The following is a 19,501-nucleotide window of genomic DNA, read 5'->3' as shown; positions in this document are numbered from 1 at the left end:
CCTGTAAAGATGGCCGGGTGCGCACCGAGGACGTCCTGGCCGCCATCGCGACCGGCCTGTGGCGGTGGGACAACGCTTCCGGAACGGTCACCCTCGACGGCGAGGCCGCCCGGCTCCTCGGCCTGCCCGCCGAGCCCGTCGTCCTACCCGAGGCGGCCGCCCGCGCGCGTTTCCACCCGGTCGACTGGAACGAGATCAACGGCATCGTGAACCTGGCCGTGGCCGAGGGCACCCTCGCCGAGGCCCGGCTGCGGATCATGGACGAGGACGGGCGGGTGCTGCGCACCGTCCGCAGCCGCTCCAAGCCGCTGGAGAACCGGACCGCCGACGGCCGCGTCGACTACGAGCTGATCGGCACCATCCAGGAGATCGCCGAACCCCAGCCCGGCACCACGGCCGCGCACACCCCGATCACCGGCGACTGGCGGCGCTCCCGCGAGGCCTTCCTGCTGGACGCCGGCCGGGCGCTGGCCGAGGCGCGCTCCACCGCCGAGGTGCTGCGGGTGGCCGCCTCGCTGTCCATGCCGGGGTTCAGCCCGGACGGGCTGGCGGTCTTCGGGATGGAGGGCGACCAGCTGTCCGTCATCGGGCACCACGGGCACGCCCCGGGCGACGAGGGCCCCTTCTCGGACATGGCCCTGGACACCGACTACCCGGCGGCCGAGGTGGTCCGGACCGGGCGGGCGATCTACCTCCCCACGCCGGAGGACTACAAACGGCGCTTCCCGGTCACCTGGCCCCTCGCCCAGCCGTTCGACCGGGCCTCCTGGGCCTTCCTGCCCCTGATCGTGGCCGGGCGGACCATGGGGGCCTGGATGGCCGCGTTCAAGCACCCGGTGACCTTCTCCCCGGACGAGCGGTCGGTGCTGACGACGGTGGCCCGGATGCTCGCCCAGGCCCTCCAGCGGGCCGGGGTCGCCGAATCGGAGCGCGAGCTGACCACCGGCCTCCAGCGGTCGATGATGCCGCAGCTCGGCCCCGAGATCCCCGGCATGACCATCGCCGCCCGCTACGTCCCCACCGGCGGCGGGCTCCAGGTGGGCGGCGACTGGTACGACGTGATCCCGCTGCCGTCGGGCCGCTTCGCCCTGGTCATCGGCGACGTCCAGGGGCACGACGTACGGGCCGCCGGGCTGATGGGCCAGCTGCGCATCGCCGTCCGCGCCTACGCCTCCGAGGGGCACCGGCCGGACGCGGTGCTCTCGCGCGCCTCCCGCTTCCTGGCCGGGCTGTGCTCCGCGCCGGCGCCGGACGAGGCCCCCGGCACGGCGTCCGGTCCCGGTCCCGGCGCCGACGCCGACGCCGACTTCGGCAGCCCCCGGTTCGCGACCTGCCTGTACGTGGAGTGCGACCCGCGGACCGGCACGCTGGAGTTCGCCCGGGCCGGGCACCCCGACCCGGTGGTGCGGATGGCCGACGGCACGGTGCTGATGCGGCCGACGGCGGGCGGGTTGCCGCTCGGCATCGTCCCCGACACCGACTACCCCACGACCCGGTTCGCCCTGGAGCCCGGCGAGACGCTGATGCTGTGCACCGACGGGCTGATCGAGACCGGCGGGCACGACCTGGACACGGGCTGGGCGCGGCTGCGGGCGATCCTGGAGTCCGACGCGCACGACCGCGCCGCCCCGGGCGAGGGCGGCCGGGCCGGCGGGGACACGGACAACCATCTGGAGCGCCTCGCCGACCTGCTGGTCCAGGCCGTGCACGGGCCGTCCTCGCACCACACCACGGGCCCGCTGGCCGACCGCCGCGAGGACGACATAGCCGTGGTGCTGCTGTGCCGCGAGAGCCCGAGCTGCGGCTGCGGCACCCCCACCGAGCACCTCGTACGCCCCGCCCGGCGCACGATGCTCACCGTGGCCCAGGCCGAGCCCTCGCGGATCGCGGGCGCCCGCCGGCAGGTGCGGGAGCTGCTGCACGACTGGGCGGACGCGGAGCAGGTGGACTCGGCGGTGCTGATGGTCTCCGAGATGGTGACGAACGTGCTGGTCCACACGGACGGGGACGCGCTGCTGGTCGCGGAGGCGGTGGGCGAGCCGGGCGCGCGGCGGCTGCGCGTGGAGGTGGCCGACGCGAGCGACGAGCTGCCGCACAAGCGCCACCCGGGCGAGATGGCGTCCAGCGGGCGCGGCGTGCTGCTGATGGAGATGCTGGCCGACGCGTGGGGCGTGGACCCGCGCGGCGAGGGCAAGTCGATCTGGTTCGAGCTGTACGAACAGGCCAAGCCGGACGGTGACGAGGACCGGGAAGCCCCCGGGCCCGCGGACTGACCGGTCGGCCCCGGTAACCGAAAGGCGGCCCCCGGCCATGCCGACCCCGCCCCAGAACCCCACCCCGAACCCGGCGCCGCGGGGCGTCCCCGCCGGGCCCCGGCCGCTGCTGCCCGATCCGGTGCGACGGCTGGCGGCCTGGTGCGCCGCCGTCCTGCTGGTGGCCGGCGTGGCCGCCCTCGGCGTCTGGCTGTGCGTGGTCTTCAAGACGGCCGTCACCCCGGTGCTGTTGGCACTGCTGGGCACCGCCCTGCTCGGGCCGCTGCACCGGTGGCTGGTCCGGATGCGGCTGAACCGCTCGCTGGCCGCCGCGCTGACCTGCCTGGCGGTGGTCGCGGTGGTCGGCGGGGCGACGTACGTGGTGGTGACGGCGCTCATCGAGACGGGCGACCAGATCGTCGGCGCCCTCAAGCGGGCCGGCCAGAGCCTGACCGATCACTTCGGGGCCGCCGGCACCTCCCTCCAGGACCTGGCGGCCAACGCCAAGCAGCTGCTCGCGAAGTTCGGCGGCACGGCCGCGTCCGGGGTGATCAGCGGGATCAGCGTGGTCGGGGAGGTGATCGCGACCGCCGTCCTGGCGCTGCTGCTGATCTTCTTCTTCCTGCGCGACTCCGACCGGGCGTCGGGCGCCCTGCGCTCGCTGGCGCCGCGCTCGACCGGGGACACCGTCGAGGCCGTCGCGCGGCGGGCCTACAGGGCCGTCGAGGGGTTCATGCGCGGGACGACGTTCATCGCCGCGATCGACGCCGTCTGCATCACCGTGGGGCTGCTGGTGCTGCGGGTGCCGGGGGCGGTGGGGCTGGGCGCGCTGGTGTTCGTCGGCGCGTACATCCCGTACCTGGGCGCCTTCATCTCCGGCGCCGTGGCCGTGCTGGTGGCCCTCGCCGACCGGGGGTGGGTGATCGGGCTGTGGGCGCTGGGGGTGGTGCTGGCGGTGCAGGTGCTGGAGGGGCACGTGCTCCAGCCGATGATCCAGAGCCGCACGGTGCAGATGCACCCGGCGGCGGTGCTGCTGGCGATCACCGCCGGGGCGAGCGTCGCCGGGATCCTGGGGATGCTGCTCGCGGTGCCGCTGACGGCGGCCGCGTTCGGGGTCCTGTCGGAACTCCGCGCCCGCCACGCCGCTCCGGCCGCGGGACCCGGGGGCCCCGCGGCGGAGGACGTGACCTAGGCGGTCTCCTCCGGCTCCGCCTCGCCGGCGCCGCGGTGGCCGAGGCCGGTCACGTCGGTGCTGGGGATGACGCCCAGGCGGCCGGCCTGGAAGTCGTCGAAGGCCTGCTGGAGCTCGGCGTGGCTGTTCATGACGAACGGCCCGTAGTGCGCCATGGGCTCGCGGATCGGCAGTCCGCCGAGGACGACCACCTCGAAGTTCTCGCTGCGCGAGTCCTGCCCGGCGTCCGCCCGGATGGTCAGGCCGTCGCCGGAGCCGAAGACCACGGTCTGGCCCAGCTTGAACGGGCGCCGCTCGGCGCCGGCCGCGCCGCTGCCCGCGAGGCCGTAGGCGAGGGCGTTGAAGTCGGACCGCCAGGGCAGCGTGACCTCGGCGCCCGGGCTGACGGTCAGGTGGATCATCGTGATCGGGGTGTGGGTGGCGCCGGGGCCGGCGTGGCCCGCGAGGTCGCCCGCGATCAGGCGGATCAGGGCGCCGCCGTCCTGCGAGGCGAGCAGCTTGACGGTGCCGCCGCGGATGTCCTGGTACTTCGGCGCGAGCATCTTGTCCTTGGCGGGCAGGTTCACCCACAGCTGGAGGCCGTGGAAGAGGCCGCCGGACATGACGAGTTCCTCGGGCGGGGTCTCGATGTGCAGCAGGCCGGAGCCCGCCGTCATCCACTGGGTGTCGCCGTTGGTGATGACTCCGCCGCCGCCGTGCGAGTCACGGTGGATGAAGGTGCCGTCGATGATGTAGGTGACGGTCTCGAAGCCGCGGTGCGGGTGCCAGGGGGTGCCCTTGGGCTCGCCGGCCGCGTAGTCCACCTCGCCCATCTGGTCCATCATGATGAACGGGTCGAGGTACTCGTACTTGATCCCCGCGAAGGCGCGTCGCACCGGGAAGCCCTCGCCCTCGAAGCCGGAGGGCGCGTCCACCACACCCAGCACGGGGCGGGCCTGGGCACCCTCGGCGGGAGCGATGACGCGCGGCAGCGCGAGCGGGTTCTCAACAGTCACTGCGGGCATGGTCAGGACCTCCTTCTGGCTGATCCGAGTTTAGTTGAATCTCGAACTTCCTGCCACCCGCACAGAACATCGCACCCCCCGCCGCCATTCCCGACACCTCAGCCGCGCACGTACACCCCCGCCCGCGCGGCCGCCGCCGCGGCCGCCGCGGCCCGGTCGGCGGCCGCCTCGTCCAGCGGGGCGTCCGTGGTCAGCAGCCGGTAGTAGAGGGGGGCCGACACCGCGCGGACCACCTCCCGCGGGTCGGTGCCCGCGGGCACCTCACCCCGGACGGCCGCCTGCTCGACACACGGCGCCCACTCCGCGACGCGCACGGCGTAGAAGCCGTGCAGCGCCTCCGCCGCCTTCGGGTCGCAGACGGCGGCCGCGATCACCGCCTTGAACAGCGCCCCCTGCCGGGGATCGGCGAGCGTCCGCGCCACCAGACGGGCGTTGGCCGTCAGATCCCCCAGCAGCGACCCGGTCTCCGTACGCGGCAGGGACTGGCCGGCCATGTCCGCCAGCAGGTCGGCCACCAGGCCGGTGGCCGAGCCCCACCGGCGGTAGACGGTCGTCTTCCCGACCTCCGCGCGGCGCGCGACGTCGGCCAGGTCGAGGTGGGCGAACCCCCGCTCCGCCAGGACGTCCCCGGCCGCCTCCAGCACGGCGGCCCGCACCCGGGCCGTACGCCCGCCGGGCCGCACGGCCCCCGGCTCTGCCGTCGACAACTCCATAACGGGTCTCCTGTTCCATTAACGGCCGCGACTTGTTACGGTGAACCCATCTTAACGGGACTGCGGATCCATTAAGTACCGCAGGGGAGAGTGGGGACACGTCATGGAATACAGGCGACTGGGTACGTCCGGGCTCCAGGTCCCGGCGCTGAGCTTCGGTGCCGGCACCTTCGGCGGACAGGGACCGCTCTTCGGCGCGTGGGGCACCACCGGCGTCGAGGAGGCCCGCCGCCTCGTCGACATCTGCCTCGACGCCGGGATCACCATGTTCGACACCGCCGACGTCTACTCCGCCGGCGCCTCGGAAGAGGTACTCGGGGCCGCCCTCAAGGGCCGTCGCGACCGGGTGCTCATCTCCACCAAGGCCGGCCTCCCGATGGGCGACGGCCCCGCCGACGCGGGAACCTCACGCTCTCGGCTGATCGGCTCGGTGGACGCCGCCCTGCGCCGCCTGGGTACGGACCACATCGACCTCTTCCAGCTGCACGCCTTCGACGCCGGGACCCCGGTCGAGGAGGTGGTGTCCACCCTGGACGACCTGGTCCGGGCCGGGAAGATCCGTTACGTCGGCGTCTCCAACTTCTCCGGCTGGCAGACGATGAAGTCCCTGGCCGCCGCCGACCGCCACGGCCGGGAGCGCTACGTCGCCCAGCAGGTCTACTACTCGCTCATCGGCCGCGACTACGAGTGGGAGCTGCTGCCGCTCGGGCTCGACCAGGGGCTGGGCGCGATCGTCTGGAGCCCGCTCGGCTGGGGCCGGCTCACCGGCAAGATCCGCCGCGGCCGGCCCCTGCCCGCCGGAAGCAGGCTGCACGACACCGCCGACTACGGCCCGCCGGTGGAGGACGAGCACCTGTACCGGGTGGTCGACGCCCTGACCGAGATCGAGGAGGAGACCGGCAAGGCCGTCCCGCAGATCGCCCTGCGGTGGCTGCTCCAGCGGCCCACCGTGTCCTCGGTCATCATCGGCGCCCGCAACGAGGAGCAGTTGCGCCAGAACCTCGGCGCGCTGGACTGGACGCTCACCGCCGACCAGATGGCACGACTGGACGCGGCCAGCCACCGCCCGGCCCCGTACCCGTACTTCCCGTACGAGCGCCAGGAGGGCTTCGCGCGGCTCAACCCGTCGGCGCTCGCCTAGCCATACATGCGGCGCATGGCGAAGTCGACCATCTGCTCGACCGCCTTCGCGTCGAAGACCATCCGGTGGTCGCCCTCCATGTCCAGGACGAAGCCGTAGCCGGTGGGCAGGAGGTCGATCACCTCGGCGCCGGTGATCACGAAGTACTTGGACTCCTTGCCGGCGTACCGGCGCAGCTCCTTGAGCGTGGTGAACATCGGGATCACCGGGTGCTGGGTGTTGTGCAGCGCCAGGAACCCGGGGGTCTCGCCGCGCGGGCAGTAGACCTTCGAGGTGGCGAAGATCTGCTGGAAGTCCTCGGCCGCGAGCTGCCCGGTGGTGAAGGCCCGTACCGCGTCCGCGAGGGAGGGCGGGGACGGCTCGGGATACAGCGGCGGCTGCTGCGCGTAGCCCTGCTGCGGCGGGGCGTACTGCTGCTGGGCGCCGGGATTCTGTTCGTAGCCGTACATGCGCGACAGCCTACCGAGGCCGGGGGCGCCCGGGGCGACCAGTTCGGGTCAGCGGGCCTTGAGGGTGGCTACGAAGGGGGCCCACGCCGCCGCCGGCAGCAGGAGCACGGGGCCGTCCGGCCTCTTGGAGTCCCGAACCGGGACAAGACCGGTCAGCCCGTCGGCTACTTCGACGCATTCACCGCCGGTGCCGTTGCTGTGGCTGCTCTTGCGCCAGCGGGCTGCGCCGAGGAACGCTTCGGCGATCTCGACGCAGTCGCCGCCGGTGCCGTTGCTGTAGCTGCTCTTGCGCCAGCGGGCGGACGCCAAGTCAATTTCGGGCCATACCATTTCGGAAGTCCTCTGCAGCTGCGTCGATTACCGCGAGGGACGCCTCAGGTGACAGCGCGGCAGCCCTGAGCAGATCGTACGACCTGCGGTAGTCCTTCACGAGCGCCGGATAGTCGATGAGTTGCCCGCTGTGCAGGCTCTCGGTGTACACCACCGGGGGCGCGTCCGTGAACGTCATCACCTTGGCCATGCCCATCATGAAGGGATGGGCGGCGGCTGTTTCCGGAACGATCTGGAAAACAGAGCGGGTGGCCCGGACGACTCGGGCGATGTGCTCCAGCTGTTCGGCCATCGGCTCAGGTGCCAGGACGCGCCGGCGGATCAGCGACTCGTCGGCGATCACCCAGTACTCCGGGGGCGTCTCGCTCTCGAAAAGGCGAGCCCGCGCCATGCGAGCACTCACCTTCGTCTCGACCTCCCCGTCGAGGGCCCGGGGCATCGCCGCCCGAGTCAGGGCCCGCGCGTATGCGGCTGTCTGCAACAACCCCGGCACCAGCATCGGCGCCCATTCCTCGATGGTCTCGGCGTACGGCTCCATCTCCGCAACGTCCGCGAAGTACTCGGCGTGCCCCGACTGCTTCGCCTTGCGGGCATCTTCACAGCGGCGCCCGAAAAAGCCGTCCGTGCCCAGCTTCTCGTCCACGTGCCGGGCCAGATCCAGCGGCATCCGGCGTTCCCCGCGCTCGATCTGGCTCAGAAACGGGACGCCCCGGAAGCTGCCGTCCGCCAACTGCTCCAGTGTGAGCCCGGCGGCCTCGCGCTTGTAGCGCAGCTCCGCGCCGTAGAAGGACGGCACATTCGCCGACGCGTCAGTGTCCTTACGAGAGGGCACAACAGACCACCGCCATTTGCCACTTGCCCAGCGCAACCCGAAACCCTTCCCACCGTACGCCGCGCAACGCCACGCTGTGAGGGCTTCGTCACACTCCGCACCCACAGGAAGGCGCCCCCCACATGAGCCCCGCCCACGACCGTGAAGCCCGTGAATGCCTCGACCGGCTCCGCGAGGCACTCCGCCGGCACGGGATCACGCTGCCCTCCCTCGACCTGCACCTCCTCTCCTACGCCGGGAGCTACACCACCCCGCCCCTGATCTCCCTCGGCAACTGCAACCTGGCCACCGCCCGGCTCCTCACCGACGCGCTGGCCGCCCGGTGACGCTCACCATCCGGCTGCTCGCCGCCCCCAAGGCCGCCGGACTGCTCCGGCACGCCGTCCGCGAGCACCTCGGGGCCGACGACTCCGCCGATGCCGAGCTGTGCGTCAGCGAGCTGCTCGGCAACGTCATCACCCACCTCGGCGAGGGCACGCCCGTCACCCTGCGGGTCACCGGAAGGGCAACCCGTACGCGGGTCGAGCTCACCGACCCCGAGCCGCACGCCTGGCCCGTACCGCCGGCGGCCACCGCCGACACCGACGAGTCCGGGCGGGGGCTCGCCCTCCTGGCCGCCGTATCGCTGCGCTGGGGGGTGCGCCGCGAGCCCGGCGGCAAGACCGTGTGGTGTGACCCGCCGAGAGAGTCGTCACAGTCGGAGCGCTAGGGGTTGCGCCTTATTACTCGCGGGTAGCATCATTACGTTACCGATTGGTATGTACGAGGAACCTGTCTCCCCGAGCCTTAACGGAGCCGTCGCCATGGGGCACTACAAGTCGAATCTCCGCGACATCGAGTTCAACCTCTTCGAGGTGCTCGGCCGCGAAAAGCTGTACGGCACCGGCCCGTTCGGCGAGATGGACACCGAGACCGCCAAGAGCATCCTGTCCGAGCTCACCCGCCTCGCGGAGAACGAGCTCGCGGAGTCCTTCGCGGACGCCGACCGCAACCCGCCGGTCTTCGACCCGGCCACCAACACCGCCCCGGTCCCGGCCTCCTTCAAGAAGTCCTACGAGGCCTTCATGGACTCGGAGTACTGGCGCCTGGGCCTGCCCGAGGAGATCGGCGGCACCACCTCCCCGCGCTCCCTGATCTGGGCCTACGCGGAGCTGCTGCTCGGCTCGAACCCGGCCGTGTGGATGTACTCCTCCGGCCCGGCGTTCGCCGGCATCCTGCACGCCGAGGGCAACGAGGCGCAGAAGAAGATCGCGCAGATAGCGGTCGAGAAGCGCTGGGGCTCCACCATGGTCCTGACCGAGCCCGACGCGGGCTCCGACGTCGGCGCCGGCCGCACCAAGGCCATCCAGCAGGCCGACGGCTCCTGGCACATCGAGGGCGTGAAGCGCTTCATCACGTCCGGTGAGCACGACATGGAGGAGAACATCCTCCACTACGTCCTCGCCCGCCCCGAGGGCCACGGCCCGGGCACCAAGGGCCTGTCCCTCTTCCTCGTCCCGAAGTTCCACTTCGACTGGGAGACCGGCGAGCTGGGCGAGCGCAACGGCGTCTACGCGACGAACGTCGAGCACAAGATGGGCCTCAAGGCGTCCAACACGTGCGAGATGACCTTCGGCGACCAGCACCCGGCCAAGGGCTGGCTGATCGGCGACAAGCACGACGGCATCCGCCAGATGTTCATGATCATCGAGTTCGCCCGCATGATGGTCGGCACGAAGGCCATCGCCACCCTCTCCACCGGCTACCTCAACGCGCTGGAGTACGCCAAGGAGCGCGTGCAGGGCCCGGACCTGGCGAACTTCATGGACAAGACCGCGCCCAAGGTCACCATCACGCACCACCCGGACGTGCGCCGCTCGCTCATGACGCAGAAGGCGTACGCCGAGGGCATGCGCGCCCTCGTCCTCTACACCGCCTCCGTCCAGGACGCGATCCAGCTCAAGGAGGCCGCCGGCGAGGACGCCTCCGCCGAGATCGGCCTGAACGACCTGCTCCTGCCGATCGTGAAGGGCTACGGCTCGGAGAAGTCGTACGCGCTGCTCTCCGAGTCCCTGCAGATCTTCGGCGGTTCCGGTTACCTCCAGGAATACCCGATCGAGCAGTACATCCGGGACGCGAAGATCGACACCCTCTACGAGGGCACCACGGCCATCCAGGGCCAGGACTTCTTCTTCCGCAAGATCGTCCGCGACCAGGGCGCCTCGCTGAACGTCCTCTCCGAGACGATCAAGAAGTTCCTCGCCGAGGGCGTGGGCGGCGAGGAGCTGGCCCCGGCCCGCGACGCGCTGGCCAAGGCCGCCGTCGACCTGGAGGCCATCGTCGGCCAGATGATCGTCGACCTCACCGCCACCGGCGAGGACGTCAAGAACATCTACAAGGTCGGCCAGAACACCACCCGCCTGCTGATGGCCTCCGGTGACGTGGTCGTCGGTTACCTGCTCCTCAAGGGCGCCGCCGTGGCCGCCGAGAAGCTGGCGACCGCCTCCGCCAAGGACGTGCCCTTCTACACCGGCAAGATCGCCGCCGCGAAGTTCTTCGCGGCCCAGGTCCTGCCGGGCGTCTCGGTCCAGCGCGCGCTGGCCGAGTCCGTCGACAACTCCCTCATGGAGCTCGACGAGGCCGCCTTCTAAGGCAGCCCCCCTTCTGTACGCGGTGTACGTACGCACCGGTGGCCGGACCCCTCCTGTCGAGGGTCCGGCCGCTGGTGTATCCGGGCTCCGGCACCTCCCGGCCGCCGGTGTGTCCGGGGGCACGGCGCCCGCGTGCCCCGGTTGTCAGCGGTTCATGGGACGCTCGTAGACATGAGTCCACAGGAGCAGCAGCACGGCGGCCGGGGGTACACGGTCCCCACCGGGCGCCCCTACGCCCTCAAGGAGCTCCAGGCCGCGGTGGGGGCCCTCGGCGACCGGATCAAGGACCTCTACGACGGGTCCCACCCCGCCGAGTACGACCCGGTGGCCGACGCCCTGTACGTGGCCTTCCAGACGGCCGCCGGCCTCGCCCCCGCCAAGAGCTACACCGGCTGCCCCGAGCACCCCAACGGCGCCCTCGACCCCGAGGCGCCCGAGGGCTGGGGCCGCTGCCTGATCTGCAACGACCGCCGCCGCCTCGGCAGCCGGCTGCGCGGCGGCCGCCCGGCCGCGCCCGCCGCCCCCGTGGAGCAGCGGCGCCTGGGCTACCCCGTCCCGGAGCCCCCGTACAGCCTCGACGTCCTGCGGCGGTACCTGCGCGGCATCGACGAACAGCGCTTCCACCTCACGCTCGGTTCGCCCGACCAGGACTTCGTCCGCCTCGCCGACGACCTCCACCGCGCGTTCATCGTCGCCCGCGAGCTGTCCCGCCCGCGCAACGCCTCGGGGTGCTCCGAGCACCCCGGAGCGCCGATCGACCCCGATGCCCCGCCCGGCGAGGCCTGTATCTTCTGCGCCGGACGCAAAAGACGTGCCCAGCGCCCGCCGCAGACCCCCGAGATGCTCCCGCGCATCCGCCGGGGCGAGCGCAGGCAGCTGCAGCGCCGATTCGAGCGTCCGCCGGGCTGAGGACCACGGAGCCCGCGGGCCACGCACCCCGCGGTCCCCGACCCCCTCGGCCATCAGCCGCAGTCCGGCCATGACGAACACGACCGTCGTTAAGGTGAACCACATGAGCTCTCCCGCCCGCTTCGACCGCGGCCACACCGACGATCTGATGACCTTCCTGACGGCCAGTCCGTCGCCGTACCACGCCGTGGCCAACGCGGCCGAGCGGCTGGAGAAGGCAGGCTTCAGGCAGTTGTCGGAATCGGACGCCTGGGACTCGGGCACGGGAGGCCGGTTCGTCCTGCGCGGCGGCGCGCTCATCGCCTGGTACGTCCCCGAGGGCGCGGCCGCGCACACCCCGTTCCGGATCATCGGGGCGCACACCGACTCCCCCAACCTCCGCGTCAAGCCCGTCCCGGACACGGGCTCGCAGGGCTGGCGGCAGGTCGCCGTGGAGATCTACGGCGGCACCCTGCTCAACACCTGGCTCGACCGCGACCTGGGCCTGGCGGGCCGGCTCTCGCTGCGGGACGGCACCGACCGGCTCGTCAACATCGACCGCCCGCTGCTGCGCGTCCCCCAACTCGCCGTGCACCTGGACCGCTCCGTCAACACCGACGGCCTCAAGCTGGACAAGCAGCGGCACATGCAGCCGATCTGGGGCCTGGGCGAGGCCCGCGAGGGCGACCTGATCGCCTTCCTGGAGGAGGAAGAGGGCCTGCCCCAGGGCTCGGTGGCGGGCTGGGACCTGATGGTCCACTCGATCGAGCCCCCCGCCTACCTCGGCCGCGACCGCGAACTCCTCGCCGGCCCCCGCATGGACAACCTCCTGTCGGTGCACGCGGGCGTGGCCGCCCTCGCCGCGGTCTCCGCCTCCGACAAGCTGGACCACATCCCGGTGCTCGCCGCCTTCGACCACGAGGAGAACGGCTCCCAGTCGGACACCGGCGCGGACGGCCCGCTCCTGGGCAACGTGCTGGAACGTTCAGTCTTCTCACGCGGCGGCACCTACGAGGACAAGGCCCGCGCCTTCGCGGCGACCATCTGCCTCTCCTCCGACACGGGGCACGCCGTCCACCCCAACTACGCGGAACGGCACGACCCTTCGCACCACCCGCGCGCCAACGGCGGCCCCATCCTGAAGGTCAACGTCAACCAGCGCTACGCCACCGACGGCAGCGGCCGGGCGGTCTTCGCCGCGGCCTGCGAGCGGGCCGGGGTGCCGTGGCAGACGTTCGTCTCCAACAACTCCATGCCGTGCGGCACGACCATCGGCCCGATCACCGCGGCCCGCCACGGCATCCAGACGGTCGACATCGGCGTGGCGATCCTCTCGATGCACTCGGCCCGCGAACTCTGCGGCTCCGACGACCCGTTCCTCCTCGCGAACGCCCTGCTGTCCTTCCTGGAGGGCTGAGGCCCCCGGAAGGACAGCGGGCCGTCCGCCGCCGCCTCAGCCGTCCAGGCCTGCCAGTACCAGGGGCAGGCGGGCGGCGCCGGTGGGGGTGACGGTGACCGGGACGCCCCAGTCCTGCTGGTGGACGTGGCAGGCCGGGTACTCGTTCGACGGGTCGTCGTCGCAGGACGCGGCCATCGCCGAGACGTGCAGGACCCCTTCGGCGACCTCGGGGTTCAGCTCCAGGTCCCGGAACAGGTCCGTGCCCGCGCCCTCGCCCGCCGCGAGGAGCTCCGGCGGGGTCGAGGAGACCAGCAGGCGGGTGGAGGGGCCGTAGCGGGTGTCCAGCTTCTGGCCCGCCGGGGCCTGGAAGACCACGTCCAGGCGGAGCGTGCCCGGGGCCACCTCGGTGGCGGCCCGCTGGGTGCGGTGGGCGACCGCGTCGACCCGTACGGCCTCCTCCGGCAGCCGCAGCCGGGTCAGCCGGTGCCGGGCGGACTCGACGACCACGATGTCCTCGCCGACGAGGACCGCGTCGCTGGGCTCGCGCAGGTCGGTGGCGAGGGTGGTGACCTGGCCGGTGGCGGGGTCGTAGCGGCGCAGGGCGTGGTTGTAGGTGTCGCAGACCGCGACCGACCCGTCCGGCAGGGCCGTCACCCCGAGCGGGTGCTGGAGCAGGGCCTGGGCGGCGGCGCCGTCCCGGTGCCCGAAGTCGAAGAGGCCGGTGCCGACGGCGGAGCGGACGGCGTACCCCTCGCCCTCCGGCTCCACGTAGCGCAGCGCGCTGGTCTCGGAGTCGGCGATCCACAGCCGGTCGTCAGCGGCCGCGAGCCCGGACGGCTGCGCGAACCAGGCCTCGGCGGCGGGACCGTCGACCAGCCCCTCGTTGGTGGTCCCGGCGGCGACGGCGACGGTGCCGGCCTCCGGGTCCCAGGTCCACAGCTGGTGCACGCCGGCCATGGCGATCCACACCCGGCCCTGCCACCAGGCCACGTCCCACGGCGAGGACAGGTCCACCTCCAGGGCCGGCCCGGAGGTCGGGGACCCCTGCCACCACTGCCGCCCGGTCCCGGCGACGGTCTCCACCGCCCCCGTGGCGGGGTCGAAGACCCGCAGCGCGTGGTTGACGGTGTCGGCGACCACGACCCGGCCGTCGGGCAGCAGCGCCAGCCCCTGCGGCTCGCTGAAGGCCTGCGGCCCGAAGCCGCGCTCCCCGCTGCCGATCCGCCGCACGACGCTCTCCCCGTCGGCGGCGAGCTCCACCAGCTGGTGCCGCGTGGAGTCGGAGACCAGCAGGTTCCCGGAGGGCAGCACGACCGCCTTCCCGGGGAAGCGCAGGTCGGTGGCGACGGGCTCGGGCGCCACGTAGGGCCCGTCCCCGCGCCGCAGCGTCCCCTTGGCCCCGTGCTCGGCCTCCAGCTCCTCCACGAGCCGCTCGATGGCGTGCGCGTGCCCCTCGCCGGCGTGCTGGGCGACGACGTACCCTTCGGGGTCGATCACCACGAGCGTGGGCCAGGCCCGGACGGCGTACTGCTTCCAGGTGGCGAGCTCGGGGTCGTCGAGCACCGGGTGGTGCACCTCGTACCGCTCGACGGCGTCCACGACGGCGGCGTGCTCGGCCTCGTGGACGAACTTCGGCGAGTGCACGCCGATGATCACCACGGTGTCGCGGTGCTTCTCCTCCAGCTCGCGCAGCTCGTCGAGGACGTGCAGGCAGTTGATGCAGCAGAAGGTCCAGAAATCCACAACAACGCACTTACCTCGCAGGTCGGCGAGGGTCAGCTCTTTGCCTCCCGTGTTCAGCCAGCCGCCCTTGCCGATCAGCTCGGGGGCACGGACACGGGCACGCTTGCGGGGTGCGGGCGCAGGGGTGGGCGCCGAAGCAGCATCGTTCATCCTTCAAGCTTGCCATCCGCCCGTGAACGCAGGATCACGCCGGTGCGAACCGCCCGCTCAGGGCATGCGCTCCACCACGGCCACCTCCGAGAACTCTCGCAGGAAGGTCATGTGGCCCGTCCGGCCCGTGTGCTCGATGCACATGTCGGTACACACGTCCGCGTTCCCGGTCGGCGCGGCAGTCCACTGGCAGTCCGGGTTCAGGCACCGCGCCGTGGCCGTCGTCTCCGCCGAGGGGTGTCGGTGCATGACGTAGCTGACGTACCTGAGCACCGCTCTCACGGTCATGGCGCTTCCCCGGGGTGCGGGTGGTTCCGAAGCTCCACGTTGCAATCACTGGCCGTGGAGTAGTCACCCCGGAGACGCGCTTCCCGGCGCTGTGCGGCCAGGGCGGCGCAGACCCCGCAGCCGGCCGCCGGTGCGGGTTCCGGGTCTGTTCGCCACGGCAGTTCTACCGGGGGTTGCGCATACGTGATCGTCTTCACGGCCCCGCTCCTCATTTCGTCCGCGTAGCGACCACACTAGGAACGGCGGAACTGCAACTCCCAGTTGATTGCATGAGGTTGCACGGCCGTCACCTGAGCGTCTGAATGGCGCTGGTGATCAGCGCGCGGGCCTTCGCCCCATGAACGGCCATCTCGGCCAGTTCCGTGAATGTGTGCGCATACGCGGCAACCTCGCTCGGTTGGGTCAGCGTGAGGTAGCCGGAGACCAGCTCCACGTTGACCTGTTCCCTGTCGAAGATCCAGAAGCCTTCCACCGGCATCCGGGACCGATCGGTCCGCGTGGGCACCACGCCCAGACTGACGCTGGGAAGGGAGCCGACCGTGAGCAGGTGGCTGAGCTGTTCCTCCTGCACGTCCGGCCCACCGAGACCGTTACGCAAGACCGACTCCTCAACAAGGAACGCGAACCGGCGATCGCCCTCGTAGAGGACGCGCTGACGCTCCATGCGCACGGCGACGGCATCGGCCACGTCATCGACCTCGACCCGTCTCCGCTGGACCGCACGCAAGACGGCTTCGGTGTAGCCGTAGGTCTGGATCAGGCCCGGAACGAACCACGAGGAGTAGGAGTGGAACCGGCGGGTTCGCTCGAAGAGCGGCAGGCGGGCTTCCTGCGCCTGCTTGAGCCCGGCGCGCTCCATGCGTCGCCAGCCGATCCACATGTCTTCAACGGTCCGCAGCGAGGCGATCAGGTCGTCCGTCTGCCCTTCGACCCCGCACGCACGGCACCAAGCCCGGATGTCGTCGGCGGACGGAGGCGTACGGGCGTTCATGATCCGGGATGACTTGGACGGGTGCCATCCGCAGAGCCGGGCGAGATCGCGCCCGTTCAGGCCGGAGTCCCGGCAGAGCTCAGCGAGTCGGTTCGCCAGAGCCTGCCGGGCATGCTGGGCACTCGAAGAAGGAGAGACAGCCATGGTGGTGACCGATCAGCGCGGCTTGTACTCCTCGTGCGGGATGGCTCGTTGCCAGACGGCCTCGAACGCCGTGGCGCACAGGTGGACCCGCGCAGGATCGTCGGTGTACTCCCGCCCGTCCTCGTCCAACTGCCCCTCTCCGGTGAAGTGGTGGAAGAGGGCTTGGCTGCCGTCGAAGACCCAGAAGTCCGTACCTGGCAACGCCAAGTCCGTCGTCTGCCGGCGGGGCAGCCACCGGACCAGTTCACCCGCAGCGAGATTGGTGAAGGTGCAGTCGTACTCGTAGCGCACGTAGTCACTGATCGGCTCGGACACGATGCGCACCCGGCGGACCACCACCCCGCGCGCCGTGGCAGCGCTCACCACGTTGTGCCAGCCGCCCCACCACGACGACCGATCAGCCGGGTCCAGCCGCTTGCCCTGCTGCCAGGCAAGGAACTCCGGGTCATCGAGCATGTAGCTGTCACGCAACTCAAGATGCACGGCCGAGTGCTGCGCGCGGGCCAGTGCGTTACGCGCGGGTGGCTGCACTTCCGGCTTCTCCGTTCTCGTCCGGGCGCGGGATGTACTTCAACATCACCGCAGGGAGCCTGATGATCGTTTCGTGGTCCGGCACGTCCGTGGAGTGCCCGGGGATCGAGCCGATCTCCTGGCAAGCCTTCACCTCTTCCGCCGTCGCCCTGTACGACTGGATCAGCAGGTCACCGGTCTCTTCATCAAGCCAGATGGTCGGGGACTCGTCGGTCGGTGTGTTCGGGATGATGCCGAGGAACCTTAGGTTCACGATCACTCCAGGTGTCGAGCCAGTTGCACGAACGTGCACGAGCCTCACCCCTGTGACTGACCGGCGCAAGAGGGCGTCAGGAAAAGCCGGTTGGTTCAGGGTGCGGGTACGACGAAGCCCCCGACAGCCACCCCAGTAGAGGCAGCCACCAGGGGCTCAGCACCGCTTCGCGCGGCCTATCGGCCCCTTAGCGGGGTCGTTTTCAGGGGCTCGAGGAGGCCCTTACTCAGTGGCTGCCTGGGTAGGCAGTCCAAAAACGGGGCGCACCCAGGGCGCGTTTTTCGAGCTGGGGCCAGGGTCGCTGTGAGGGCTGTGCTTGAACTTTGGACGTGACGAAGTGACGGAATGACGATTACTTCTGATCCACTCATGGAAACAACAACACTTCTATAAGAGGTAACCGGGCGGGAGCGTCATTTCGTCACTTCGTCACGCCTGTCCGCTGCTGACAGCGGGGGGCTTGCCGTTGCGCTTAGCTGGCGGTGTTGGCCACCGTCAGCTTCGCCCAATGGATCTGGATGCGTTGCTCGGGGATGATCCGCTGTCCGCGCACTCCCTTGCTCACCTCAACGCGGTCTATGGCGAGCGACAGCCGTTCGCGCCTGTCCTCGTTCGTCGCATCCGCCCACGCCTCTCGCAGAGTGATGCCGTCGAGCATCGGAGACACGTCCACGGACGGCACGGGAAGCCTCTGAAGATCGATGCGGAGGCCGTCGATCCGTCCCCTCAGGCGCTCTGAAAGCCGGTTGTAGCGCTCGACGGCAGCCGCGCCACTGAACTCACCACGCACGTAGCGTGCATCCTCCAGATCAGCCAGGCGGGCTTCCTCGTCCTGAATCTCCGCAGTGAGAGCATCACGTTTCGCAAAGGTCTCCGGGTCCACGCGGTGCACCCAGCGGTCTGCGATCGCGACAAGCAGCGGATCGTCCGGTTCGAGCGCCGGAAGCTTCGTGAGGAACTGTTCCGTCACGTACTGGTCAACCGCATCAGCCAGTGCCGACGCTCCGATGCACTGGTTACCCGCACGGCGTGCCATGCACTGGTAGCTGACGCCCACACGGTGCATCCGGCGACCGCAGTCAGGAACCGCGCAGAAGACGAGTCCCGTGAGCAGCGCCGTCCCGTCGGGCTTCGGACGCCGCTTTCCTGCGTGTACGAACGTCCTGGATTCCAGCGTGCGGATGATCTGCTCACGCTCCCCGACTGTGATGACCCCCTCGCCTATATCGACCGTGTCGAGCGTCTCGGGATCTCGATACGGAAAGACCCTGCCCGTGTACTTCCGCTCACCGTCGTCCGTCTCGACGGTTTCGGTCTCCGGCATCAGGCCGGCGAACGCAGGGGAGCGCAGGAGCTGCATGATGCTGGCCGCATTCCACTGCCCACCCCGGGGCGAGAGGATCTCGTACTCGTTGAGGAGTCGGGCGATCTTGACCAGCGATGTCCCGGCAAGCGCTTCATCCGCGATCAGGCGGGCGTAGACGGCGTGTTCCGGGTCGTGGATGAGCTTCTTGCTCTTCGGGTCGATGAGCAGCCCGTACGGGGGCTGGCCACCGATCCACTGGCCCTTGCTACGCAGGTAGCGCTTGGCATGGCCGACGCGCGTACCCAGATTCCTGGACTCGGACCGGGCAAGCTCAGCCAGCATCGCGACGACCATGCGCGCCGAGTCATTCGAAGTGTCGAGACCGTCCAGAACGGAGACGAGACGGCCGCCGGCCTTCTCGATGTCGTCCAGCACCTTGCCCACTTGGCCGATGCCCTTGCGGGAAAGCCGGTCCAGCTTCCAGACGATCAGAGTGCCGACGACACCCGCCGTGACTGCCGCCAGTGCGACCTCGGAAGTCGGCGAGCTTCAGGTCCTTCCCGCCGGTGTTGAGCCAGCCCCCCTTGCCGATCAGCTCGGGGGCACGGACACGGGCACGCTTGCGGGGTGCGGGCGCGGGGGTGGGCGCCGAGGCAGCATCGTTCATCCTTCAAGCTTGCCATCCGCCCTCCCGACCGATCACGTGTGCGGCGGCATGGTCGTGGTACGTCCCGGGAAGCGATGCCCGTATGAAATACCTCGTTCGGGACAAAATGCTGGCCATCGGGGACGACTACTGGATCGAGGACGAGGAGGGCCGGCACGCCTTCCTCGCCGACGGGAAGGCGCTGCGGCTGCGCGACACCCTGGAGCTGCGGGATCCGCAGGGGCGGGTCCTGATCACCCTGCGGGAGCGGCTGTTCGGCGCGCTCGGGCTGCCGGGGCTGCCGGAGGCGATGACCCTCGAACGGGACGGGAAGCGGCTCGCGGTGATCCGCCGCAAGCGGCTGTCGCTGCTGCGCAACCACTTCCGCGTGACCATGTCCGAGGGGACGGAGCTCGACGTCAGCGGGCGGATCCTGGACCGGGAGTTCAAGGTCGAGTACGAGGGGGAGCTGATCGCGCTGATCTCGCGCCAGTGGTACCGCGTCCGGGAGACGTACGCGGTGGACGTGGTCCGGGAGGAGGCGGACGCGGCGCTGATGGTCGCGGTCGCGGTGTGCGTGATCCGGATGGCGGAGCGGGAGCGGGAGTGAGGAGGGGGG

Annotated in this window: 20 protein-coding genes; 9 read left to right on the top strand and 11 right to left on the bottom strand. The window is 70.9% G+C overall.

Annotated elements, in window-relative coordinates; all coding sequences use genetic code 11:
* The first annotated feature begins 17 nt into the window (after window positions 1–17).
* Window positions 18–2,273 carry a SpoIIE family protein phosphatase gene (locus ACFY0O_RS04805; protein WP_388942821.1) on the top strand — a complete coding sequence of 752 codons (2,256 nt, stop codon included), beginning with the start codon at window positions 18–20 and terminating at the stop codon, window positions 2,271–2,273.
* Between the two features lie 37 nt (window positions 2,274–2,310).
* Window positions 2,311–3,444 carry an AI-2E family transporter gene (locus ACFY0O_RS04800; RefSeq protein ID WP_388942819.1) on the top strand — a complete coding sequence of 378 codons (1,134 nt, stop codon included), beginning with the start codon at window positions 2,311–2,313 and terminating at the stop codon, window positions 3,442–3,444.
* Here ACFY0O_RS04800 and ACFY0O_RS04795 read toward each other — a convergent pair.
* A complete protein-coding gene (locus ACFY0O_RS04795; protein ID WP_388942816.1) occupies window positions 3,441–4,448 on the bottom strand; it encodes a pirin family protein in 1,008 nt (335 codons plus the stop codon). The genes ACFY0O_RS04800 and ACFY0O_RS04795 overlap by 4 nt on opposite strands.
* Before the next feature lie 98 nt (window positions 4,449–4,546).
* On the bottom strand, window positions 4,547–5,161 hold the full coding sequence (locus ACFY0O_RS04790; protein WP_388942813.1) for a TetR/AcrR family transcriptional regulator: 615 nt from the start codon (window positions 5,159–5,161) through the stop codon (window positions 4,547–4,549).
* Between the two features lie 103 nt (window positions 5,162–5,264).
* Here ACFY0O_RS04790 and ACFY0O_RS04785 point away from each other — a divergent pair, with 103 nt between their 5' ends.
* Window positions 5,265–6,302, top strand: coding sequence for an aldo/keto reductase (locus tag ACFY0O_RS04785; RefSeq protein ID WP_388942810.1), 1,038 nt, complete (start codon window positions 5,265–5,267; stop codon window positions 6,300–6,302).
* On the opposite strand, the gene ACFY0O_RS04780 is transcribed toward ACFY0O_RS04785, so the two are convergent.
* Genes ACFY0O_RS04780 through ACFY0O_RS04770 form a run of 3 tightly spaced genes read right to left on the bottom strand, consistent with a single transcriptional unit; the run spans window position 6,299 to window position 7,913 of the window.
* Window positions 6,299–6,751: an SseB family protein gene (locus ACFY0O_RS04780; protein WP_358891392.1), complete on the bottom strand. Its 453-nt coding sequence runs from the start codon at window positions 6,749–6,751 to the stop codon at window positions 6,299–6,301. The two genes, ACFY0O_RS04785 and ACFY0O_RS04780, sit on opposite strands and share 4 nt — an antisense overlap.
* A gap of 48 nt (window positions 6,752–6,799) precedes the next feature.
* Window positions 6,800–7,060 carry a DUF397 domain-containing protein gene (locus ACFY0O_RS04775; RefSeq protein WP_388942807.1) on the bottom strand — a complete coding sequence of 87 codons (261 nt, stop codon included), beginning with the start codon at window positions 7,058–7,060 and terminating at the stop codon, window positions 6,800–6,802.
* A 1-nt stretch (window position 7,061) separates the two neighbouring features.
* A complete protein-coding gene (locus ACFY0O_RS04770; protein ID WP_388942804.1) occupies window positions 7,062–7,913 on the bottom strand; it encodes a helix-turn-helix domain-containing protein in 852 nt (283 codons plus the stop codon).
* A gap of 122 nt (window positions 7,914–8,035) precedes the next feature.
* Here ACFY0O_RS04770 and ACFY0O_RS04765 point away from each other — a divergent pair, with 122 nt between their 5' ends.
* From ACFY0O_RS04765 to ACFY0O_RS04745, 5 genes are all read left to right on the top strand, one after another.
* The gene (locus tag ACFY0O_RS04765) at window positions 8,036–8,239 is read left to right on the top strand and encodes a hypothetical protein (protein WP_388942801.1); all 204 of its coding nucleotides are present in this window, start codon (window positions 8,036–8,038) and stop codon (window positions 8,237–8,239) included.
* Entirely contained in the window at window positions 8,236–8,622 is a 387-nt protein-coding gene (locus ACFY0O_RS04760) for an ATP-binding protein (protein ID WP_388942799.1), read from the top strand. Before ACFY0O_RS04765 ends, ACFY0O_RS04760 begins: the two co-directional genes overlap by 4 nt.
* Window positions 8,623–8,716: 94 nt before the next feature.
* Window positions 8,717–10,543, top strand: coding sequence for an acyl-CoA dehydrogenase (locus ACFY0O_RS04755; RefSeq protein WP_388943451.1), 1,827 nt, complete (start codon window positions 8,717–8,719; stop codon window positions 10,541–10,543).
* Window positions 10,544–10,714: 171 nt separating this feature from the next.
* Window positions 10,715–11,452 (top strand): hypothetical protein, encoded by a 738-nt coding sequence (locus ACFY0O_RS04750; RefSeq protein WP_358891397.1) that lies wholly within the window; start codon window positions 10,715–10,717, stop codon window positions 11,450–11,452.
* 103 nt (window positions 11,453–11,555) lie between these two features.
* Window positions 11,556–12,848 (top strand): M18 family aminopeptidase, encoded by a 1,293-nt coding sequence (locus tag ACFY0O_RS04745; protein ID WP_388942797.1) that lies wholly within the window; start codon window positions 11,556–11,558, stop codon window positions 12,846–12,848.
* Between the two features lie 36 nt (window positions 12,849–12,884).
* On the opposite strand, the gene ACFY0O_RS04740 is transcribed toward ACFY0O_RS04745, so the two are convergent.
* The 6 genes from ACFY0O_RS04740 to ACFY0O_RS04715 all read right to left on the bottom strand — a co-directional run bounded on the left by ACFY0O_RS04740 (window position 12,885) and on the right by ACFY0O_RS04715 (window position 18,713).
* Window positions 12,885–14,723: an NHL domain-containing thioredoxin family protein gene (locus ACFY0O_RS04740; RefSeq protein WP_388942794.1), complete on the bottom strand. Its 1,839-nt coding sequence runs from the start codon at window positions 14,721–14,723 to the stop codon at window positions 12,885–12,887.
* A 57-nt stretch (window positions 14,724–14,780) separates the two neighbouring features.
* Window positions 14,781–15,011 (bottom strand): hypothetical protein, encoded by a 231-nt coding sequence (locus tag ACFY0O_RS04735; RefSeq protein WP_215015924.1) that lies wholly within the window; start codon window positions 15,009–15,011, stop codon window positions 14,781–14,783.
* Between the two features lie 286 nt (window positions 15,012–15,297).
* Window positions 15,298–16,146: a helix-turn-helix domain-containing protein gene (locus ACFY0O_RS04730; protein ID WP_388942790.1), complete on the bottom strand. Its 849-nt coding sequence runs from the start codon at window positions 16,144–16,146 to the stop codon at window positions 15,298–15,300.
* Window positions 16,147–16,158: 12 nt separating this feature from the next.
* Complete coding sequence (locus ACFY0O_RS04725) at window positions 16,159–16,677, bottom strand: DUF6879 family protein (RefSeq protein ID WP_388942788.1); 519 nt, start codon at window positions 16,675–16,677, stop codon at window positions 16,159–16,161.
* Window positions 16,658–16,930 carry a hypothetical protein gene (locus tag ACFY0O_RS04720; protein WP_388943448.1) on the bottom strand — a complete coding sequence of 91 codons (273 nt, stop codon included), beginning with the start codon at window positions 16,928–16,930 and terminating at the stop codon, window positions 16,658–16,660. The genes ACFY0O_RS04725 and ACFY0O_RS04720 overlap by 20 nt, the downstream gene beginning before the upstream one ends.
* Before the next feature lie 472 nt (window positions 16,931–17,402).
* Window positions 17,403–18,713, bottom strand: a complete 1,311-nt coding sequence (locus tag ACFY0O_RS04715) for a recombinase family protein (protein ID WP_388943445.1) — start codon at window positions 18,711–18,713, stop codon at window positions 17,403–17,405.
* A 272-nt stretch (window positions 18,714–18,985) separates the two neighbouring features.
* Here ACFY0O_RS04715 and ACFY0O_RS04710 point away from each other — a divergent pair, with 272 nt between their 5' ends.
* Window positions 18,986–19,492: an LURP-one-related/scramblase family protein gene (locus tag ACFY0O_RS04710; RefSeq protein ID WP_388942785.1), complete on the top strand. Its 507-nt coding sequence runs from the start codon at window positions 18,986–18,988 to the stop codon at window positions 19,490–19,492.
* Window positions 19,493–19,501 lie beyond the last annotated feature (9 nt).

Origin of the sequence: Streptomyces sp. NPDC001594, assembly GCF_042893675.1 — a bacterium.
Classification (GTDB): domain Bacteria; phylum Actinomycetota; class Actinomycetes; order Streptomycetales; family Streptomycetaceae; genus Streptomyces.
Note: the sequence above shows the minus strand (reverse complement) of the source record. Positions and strands in the feature narration are given on the sequence as shown.